Annotated in this window: 6 protein-coding genes; 1 reads left to right on the top strand and 5 read right to left on the bottom strand. The window is 74.5% G+C overall.

The genetic code is table 11. The features are described 5' to 3' along the window. Window positions 1–236: 236 nt before the first annotated feature. Window positions 237–1247, bottom strand: coding sequence for a stage II sporulation protein M (locus tag RM844_RS31190; RefSeq protein WP_311670809.1), 1011 nt, complete (start codon window positions 1245–1247; stop codon window positions 237–239). 96 nt (window positions 1248–1343) lie between these two features. On the opposite strand from RM844_RS31190, the gene RM844_RS31185 reads away from it, so the two are divergent. Then, the gene (locus tag RM844_RS31185) at window positions 1344–2303 is read left to right on the top strand and encodes an RDD family protein (protein WP_311670808.1); all 960 of its coding nucleotides are present in this window, start codon (window positions 1344–1346) and stop codon (window positions 2301–2303) included. Here the strand turns inward: RM844_RS31185 and RM844_RS31180 are convergent. The 4 genes from RM844_RS31180 to RM844_RS31165 all read right to left on the bottom strand — a co-directional run bounded on the left by RM844_RS31180 (window position 2300) and on the right by RM844_RS31165 (window position 7122). Beyond that, the gene (locus RM844_RS31180; protein WP_311670807.1) at window positions 2300–2962 is read right to left on the bottom strand and encodes a hypothetical protein; all 663 of its coding nucleotides are present in this window, start codon (window positions 2960–2962) and stop codon (window positions 2300–2302) included. The genes RM844_RS31185 and RM844_RS31180 overlap by 4 nt on opposite strands. 57 nt (window positions 2963–3019) lie before the next feature. After that, window positions 3020–4453 carry an adenosylhomocysteinase gene (ahcY, locus tag RM844_RS31175; RefSeq protein WP_311670806.1) on the bottom strand — a complete coding sequence of 478 codons (1434 nt, stop codon included), beginning with the start codon at window positions 4451–4453 and terminating at the stop codon, window positions 3020–3022. 283 nt (window positions 4454–4736) lie between these two features. Further along, window positions 4737–5942, bottom strand: a complete 1206-nt coding sequence (gene manA, locus RM844_RS31170) for a mannose-6-phosphate isomerase, class I (RefSeq protein ID WP_311670805.1) — start codon at window positions 5940–5942, stop codon at window positions 4737–4739. 34 nt (window positions 5943–5976) lie between these two features. Then, window positions 5977–7122, bottom strand: a complete 1146-nt coding sequence (locus RM844_RS31165; RefSeq protein WP_311670804.1) for an SIS domain-containing protein — start codon at window positions 7120–7122, stop codon at window positions 5977–5979. Window positions 7123–7149 lie beyond the last annotated feature (27 nt).

Here is a 7149-nt window from a genome sequence, read left to right as displayed (position 1 = left end):
CGGTGTGTCCACTACTTTAGATCCATCCCCGCCCGATTTCCAAATCCGGGCTCCGGGCCCCCATTTCAGGCACACCTCGGACATGCCGAGGAAACCCTCAACGGGAATCAGGATCTAGCGAAGTGGGTGCCACGCGAGGTGGCGAGATGCTGCCCCGTGTCAGCCGTAGACCGGCGTCTCGATGGCAGCTCGGAGAACATTACGCCGCTGTTGCACCAACGTCAAGTTCGGTCGGCTCAGGCCGCGACGGGCGCCTCGACCGGGCGGTCCGCGCTTGCCATGTCGCCGGTCTCACCGGCCGTGACCGCCCGGCGGCCCAGCACGAAGACATAGGCCAGAAAGGCGACTTCGGCGGCGACCCCGATGGCGATCCGGGCCCAGGTGGGCAGTCCCGAGGGGGTCACGAAGCCCTCGATCGCGCCGGAGACCAGCAGCACCACCGCCAGCCCGACGGCCATCCCGAGCGCGGCCCGCCCCTCCTGGGCCAGCGCGCTCGCCCGCGTCCGCGGCCCAGGGTCGATGACCGTCCAACCGAGCCGGAGCCCGACCCCGGCGGCGACGAAGACGGCGGTCAGCTCCAGCAGCCCGTGCGGCAGGATCAACCCCAGGAAGACGTCGAGCCGGTCGGCCGAGGCCATCAGCCCCACCCCGGTCGCCACGTTGACCGCGTTCTGGACCAGTACCCAGAGCACCGGGAGCCCGAGCAGTGCCCCGAAGGCCAGAGACAGGCCGGCGACCTGGGCGTTGTTGGTCCACACCTGGGCGGAGAAGGCCGCGGCCGGACTGCTGGAGTAGTACGACTCGTACGCGCCGCCGGGCCGGGTCATCTCCCGCAGCTCCTCCGGGGCGGCGATGTTGGCCCGGACCTCGGGGCTGTCGGCGATCCACCAGCCGAGCGCGGCCACCAGTCCGGTGAAGAGCAGCGCCGTGGGCACCCACCAGTGCCGGGTGCGGTAGCAGGCGGCGGGGAAGCGGACCGTGAAGAAGAGGACCGCGTCACGCCAGGTCGCCCGGCGGGTGCCCACCACGGCGCTGCGCGCGCGGGCCACCAGGGTGGTGAGCCGGTTGGTGAGCGCCGGGTCGGGGGCGGCCGACTGGAGCTGGGAGAGCTGAGTCGCCACCCGTTGGTAGAGCTGGACCAGCTCGTCCGCCTCGGCTCCGGTCAACCGGCCGCGGCGCCGGCGGAGCAGGGCGTCCAGCCGCTCCCACTCCGCCCGGTGCGCGGCGACGAACACGTCGAGGTCCATAGGAGGCAGCTTGTCAGACCCCGGTGTCAGACTGTCCAGCGGAAGTCGGGAAACGTCCGGCGGAATCGGTCTGCTGTCCGAGAGGGGGACGGTCGGATGAGTGGTCAGCTGGTCACGGGGGACGCGGTGGTCCTGGGGCTGCAGCCGGCGCGGCTGCCGAGCCGGGCGCTGGCCGTCGCGGTGGATCTGGTCGTGGTGATCGGCCTCTACCTGCTGCTCTCCGTCGTGGTGCTGAGCGCGGTGCTGCCGCTGGGCTCGGCGGCGGCCATGGCGGTGCGGGTGGCGCTGCTCCTGCTGGTGGTGATCGGGGGCCCGATCCTGGTGGAGACGCTGAGCCACGGGCGTTCCCTGGGCAAGCTGCTCTGCGGGCTCCGCGTGGTCCGGGAGGACGGGGGGCCGATCCGCTTCCGGCACGCGCTGGTGCGGGGCGCGGTGGGTTTCGTCGAGTTGCTGATGACGGCGGGTTCGGTGGCCTGCGTGGCGTCCCTGGTCTCGGCGCGCGGGCGGCGGCTGGGGGACGTGTTCGCCGGGACGCTGGTGGTCCGCGAGCGGCTGCCCGGCGAGCGGGGGCGGCGGGCCGCGCCGGTCGCGCCGGCGGAGCTGGCCGGCCGGTTCACCGAGTTGGACCTCTCCCAGGTGCCGGACGAGCTGTGGCTGACGGTGCGGCGCTTCCTCGGCCGGGAGGCCCGACTGGATCCGGGGGTCGCCTGGTCGCTGGCGGTCCGGTTGGCCGACGACCTGGTGGCCAGGGTCGGCGAGCCGGCCCCGGCCGGGGTCTCCCCGGTGGCGTACCTGGCCGCGGTCGCGGCCGAGCGGCAGCGTCGGGAGTCGGCACGGCTGCTGCCGGTCGCGGGCGAGGGCTGGGCCGGGGTGCCGGCCGCCGGCGGGTTCCAGCCGATCGTCGGGGCATCGGTGGAGCCTCCGGTGGATGAGCCGGGCGGGCCACGCGGGACGTCCGGGGCGCGTGAGATACCCGGGGCCGGCGAGCGGCCGGCGTCGGCCGGCCCGGGTGAGGCGCCGCCGGAGCGGCGGACCGGCTTCGTCCCGCCGTTCTAGGTCGGGCCCGGCCCTCCGGCGGGGTCGCGCGGGTCGAACGTCGAGGGCGGCGAGTCCAGGGCCAGCAGCTCCACGCCGGGGGCGGCGAGCACCACGTCGCCGGCGAGATGGACCTGCCGGCGCTCCCCGGTCTCCAGGTCGGTGACCTCGTAGGCGTCCACCACCAGCGGTCTGAGGTCGGTGGGGTGGGTCTCGCTGCCCAGGTGGGTCCAGCGCTCAAGGCGGGTGCGGGGGCCCAGCGCCGGCGGGGTGACGGTGACCAGCTGGAGCTGGGCGGTGCGCGGCCGGTCGCCGGCCGGGTCGCGTCCGGGCCCGAGCAGTCGGGCGACGGCGACGAGGAAGCCGGGGGACGGTCCGCTGAAGGTGCTGGCCCGCGCGTTGCCCTCGTCGGCCGCACTGCCGTCGGCCGCCATCCGGACCCAGGTCAGGCCGTCGAGCGCGGCGCCGCGGAACTGCCAGCCGCCGGCGCGGAGTTCGACGCGGATCGGGCGGCCGATGGCGTCCAGGGTGAGGTCGGTGGAGCTGAGCTGGGCGCCGTCCGGGCCGGTCAGCGTTCCGGTGTAGCGCCAGCCGGCCGGCCCGGGGGCGCACTGGAAGCGCTCCTCGCCGAGCGGGGTGCCGTCCTCGGGGTCGCTGACGCGGTATCGGCCTTGGGGCATGGTGCTCCGGCGGGGCCGCCGGCCCCCGTGGTCGGGGCCGGCGGCGCGCCGCGGTGCTCAGTACCGGTAGTGGTCCGGCTTGTAGGGGCCCTCGACCGGGATGCCGAGGTACCCGGCCTGGTCCTCGGTCAGCTCGGTCAGCTCGACGCCGAGGGCCTTGAGGTGCAGCCGGGCGACCTTCTCGTCGAGGTGCTTGGGCAGCACGTAGACCCCGGTCGGGTACTCGCTCGGCTTGGTGAACAGCTCGATCTGCGCGATCGTCTGGTTCGCGAAGCTGTTGGACATCACGAAGGACGGGTGCCCCGTCGCGTTGCCCAGGTTCAGCAGGCGGCCCTCGGACAGCACGATGATGCTGTGCCCGTCGGGGAAGGACCAGGTGTGCACCTGGGGCTTGACCTCGTCCTTGACCACCCCGGGCAGCGCGGCCAGGCCCGCCATGTCGATCTCGTTGTCGAAGTGGCCGATGTTGCCGACGATCGCCTGGTGCTTCATCCGCGCCATGTGCGAGGCGAGGATGATGTCGCGGTTGCCCGTCGCGGTGACGAAGATGTCGGCCGTCTCGACGACGTCGTCGAGCCGGGCCACCTGGTAGCCGTCCATCGCGGCCTGGAGCGCGCAGATCGGGTCGATCTCGGTGACGATCACCCGGGCGCCCTGGCCGCGCAGCGACTCGGCGCAGCCCTTGCCGACGTCCCCGTAGCCACAGACCACGGCGACCTTGCCGCCGATCAGCACGTCGGTGGCGCGGTTGATGCCGTCCACCAGCGAGTGGCGACACCCGTACTTGTTGTCGAACTTGGACTTGGTCACCGAGTCGTTGACGTTGATCGCCGGGAAGAGCAGGGTCCCGTCGCGGAACATCTCGTAGAGGCGGTGCACCCCGGTGGTGGTCTCCTCGGTGACGCCCCTGATCTCGGAGGCGGCCTGGGTCCACTTCTGCGGCGACTCGGCGACGGTGCGGGTCAGCAGCTTGAGGATGACCTCGTGCTCCTCGTTCTCCGCGGTGGAGACGTCCGGCACCTGGCCGCTCTTCTCGTACTCGACACCCTTGTGCAGCAGCACGGTGGCGTCACCGCCGTCGTCCAGGATCATGTTGGGGCCGCCGGTCGGGCTGTTCGGCCAGCTCAGCGCGCGCTCCGTGCACCACCAGTACTCCTCCAGGGTCTCGCCCTTCCAGGCGAAGACCGGGATGCCGGCGGCGGCGATCGCGGCGGCGGCGTGGTCCTGGGTGGAGAAGATGTTGCACGAGGCCCAGCGGACCTCGGCGCCGAGCGCCACCAGGGTCTCGATCAGGACCGCGGTCTGCACGGTCATGTGCAGCGAGCCGGTGATCCGGGCGCCGGCGAGCGGCTGGGCCGCGGCGAACTCCTCGCGGATCGCCATCAGGCCGGGCATCTCGTGCTCGGCGAGGGTGATCTCCTTGCGGCCGAACTCGGCCAGCGACAGGTCGGCGACCTTGAAGTCCTGGGCGGGGGTTGCGGTCGTTGTCATGACAGCTGCTCCTCACGGAGACGACGGTGGGCGGACAGGGGGCGACAACGGGCGCGACCTCGAAGTGCCACCGTCAGGAGGCACGGGCGTCCGCTGCGCCACGGTCCGTCGGAGGGCCTTCTTACCCCTCGGCCGGGCTGAGCGGTGCCTCACTCGGCGCTGCCGCCCGACTGCCATCAGCAACGACGTCTGGTAACGCACCGAATGTACACCCCAGCCCCGCCCGGCACTACGGGCTGGGGTCTTTCTCAGCCAGCCGCGGCCCTCCGACGGCGACGGCCGGTCAGCCGGCGACGGCGGCGCGGAACAGGGCGCCGTCACCGAGGAGTTGAACGTGTTCGCCGGCCCGGACGAAGAGCGACCGGCCGGGGGTGAGGTCGAGTTCCGCGCCGTCGGCGGCGCGCACCACGACCCGGCCGCCCGTGCACAGCAGGATCTGCGCCCGGTCGTCCGGCAGGGCCCGCGCCTCGGCGCCGTCGGCCAGCAGGTAGCGGGAGAGCTGGAACTCGTCGATCGGGGTCGGGTACACCTCGGCGCCGTCGGCGGTGGGCTCGGGCCGCAGCACGCCGGGGCCGCCGGACTCGAAGCGCACGATCCGCAGCAGCTCGGCCACGTCCACGTGCTTGGGGGTGAGGCCGCAGCGCAGCACGTTGTCCGAGTTGGCCATGATCTCGACGCCGAGCCCGTCGAGGTAGGCGTGCGGCACGCCGGCGCCGAGGTAGAGCGCCTCGCCGGGGGCCAGCCGCACGTAGTTGAGCAGCATGGCGGCGATCACCCCGGGGTCGCCCGGGTAGTGCCGGGCGATCCCGACGTAGGCCGCGTAGTCCGCGGCGAACCGACCCTCGGGGTCCTCGGCGGCCCGCCGGGCGGCGGCGGTGGCGGCCTGCTCGACGGTCTCGGCCATCGCCTCGGGGTCGGCGGTCAGCACCGCGCTGAACACCTCGCGCAGCGCGTCCGACTCGGGCCGGGCGCGGAGCAGGTCGGCGTAGGGCTTGAGCTGGTCGACACCGAGCCCGTCGAGCAGGTCGGCCGAGTCGGCGGCGGGCCGGAAGCCGCAGAGCCCGTCGAAGGGGGTGAGGGCGCAGATCAGCTCGGGCTTGTGGTTGGTGTCCCGGTAGTTGCGGTGCGGGGCGTCCAGCGGGACGGCGTTGGCCTCCTCCTCGGCGAAGCCGGCCGCCGCCTGGTCGAGGTTCGGGTGGACCTGTAGCGAGAGCGGGGAGCCGGCGGCCAACAGCTTGAGCAGGAAGGGCAGTCGGGGCCCGAAGGCGGCGACGCTCCGCTCGCCCAGCTCGCCGGCCGGGTCCGCGTCGATCAGCTCGGCCAGGGAGACGGCGCCCGCGCCCCGGTCGAGGCGGGAGGGCGCGCCCGGGTGGGCGCCCATCCACAGCTCGGCCTGCGGCTCGCCGGTCGGCTCGGTGCCCAGCAGCTCGGGGAGTGCGGTGGTGGAGCCCCAGGCGTAGGGCCGGATGGTGTTCTGGAGGCGGTCCATGCGGGTCTTCCTGTGCGCGGGGGGTGGTTCCTGGTCAGCCGCGGTGGCCGGCGGCCAGCGTCAGATAGACGGCGGCGAAGTCGGTGAGGGCGAGCAGCTCCGCGGTGGCGACCAGCGGGTCGCCCTCCTCCGTGGGGAGTTCACCGAACGCCACCCCGCGTTCGAAGGCGAGGTCGCGGGCCGCGTCGGCGGCGGTCGGCAGCCCGTCGGGGGCGCCGGGCGGCGGCGGGTCGCGGAGCAGCAGCACATGGGGGCGGAGCGGGGCGGGCTCGTCCACCCGGTCCCGGAAGAAGTCGTCGGGGTCGGTCGCGGCGGCCAGGTCGCCGGCGAGCAGCGGGCGGTGCGCGTCGAGCGCCGCCGGCAGCTCGGCGCTGAGCGCCGGCCGGCCGGCGAGGCCGACCAGGGTGCGCTGGGCGTGTCGGGCCACCGCGCCGGCCCGCGGGCCGGCGCTCCACAGCAGCGGGAGGGTGGCGCCGAGTTGGGCGGCGAGTGACTTGGCCGGGTTGTCCAGGGTGCGGATCGCGGGCCCGCAGCGCTCGGCGACCCGGTCGAGCCGGTCGGCCAGCGTCTGGAGGGTGGCGTCCGAGGCGGCGAAGAGACCGAGCCGGTCGCCGAGCAGCAGCGGCGGGGCGAGCAGCGCCCAGCCGGGCCCGGGCGCGGCCGGGGTCCCGGTGGGTTCCTGGAACGGGGCCGCGGTCAGCGGCAGCAGCAGCCCCCGGCGGGCGCGGACCGCGTCGGCGAGCGGGGAGCGTTCGGGCGCGACCGCGACGACCGCGCAGCCGCGCCGGTGCGCCGCCTCGACGAGCAGCGCGAGGCCGGGTGCGGTGCCGTCCTGGCAGGTGACCAGCAGCAGGTCGAGGGGGCCGACCCAGCGGGGCAGCGCCCAGGTGAGCGCGCCGGGGTCGGCGACCGGGCCGGCGGGCCGGAGGGTCGCCGTGCGCGGGGTGTCCCCGGCGAGCGCCTCGAACAGGTCGGCCAGCAGCGGGACCTGGGGGCCGAGGCCGGCGTGCAGCACGGTGCTCGGCTGGCCCTCGGGGCTGAGCTGGCCCAGCGGGGACTCGGCGACGCCCCGGGCCGCGCTCCGCACCTGGGCCCCGGAGCCGGCGACGGTGCGCAACAGGCCGCGCGGGTCGGCGCGGACCAGTTGGTCGGGCGCGTCCAGCAGCGCTTCGTCGAACATGGCAGGCTCCGATCGCCCGGACGGGCA

Source organism: Streptomyces chisholmiae (assembly GCF_031845445.1).
Classification (GTDB): Bacteria; Actinomycetota; Actinomycetes; order Streptomycetales; family Streptomycetaceae; genus Streptomyces; species Streptomyces chisholmiae.
Note: the sequence above shows the minus strand (reverse complement) of the source record. Positions and strands in the feature narration are given on the sequence as shown.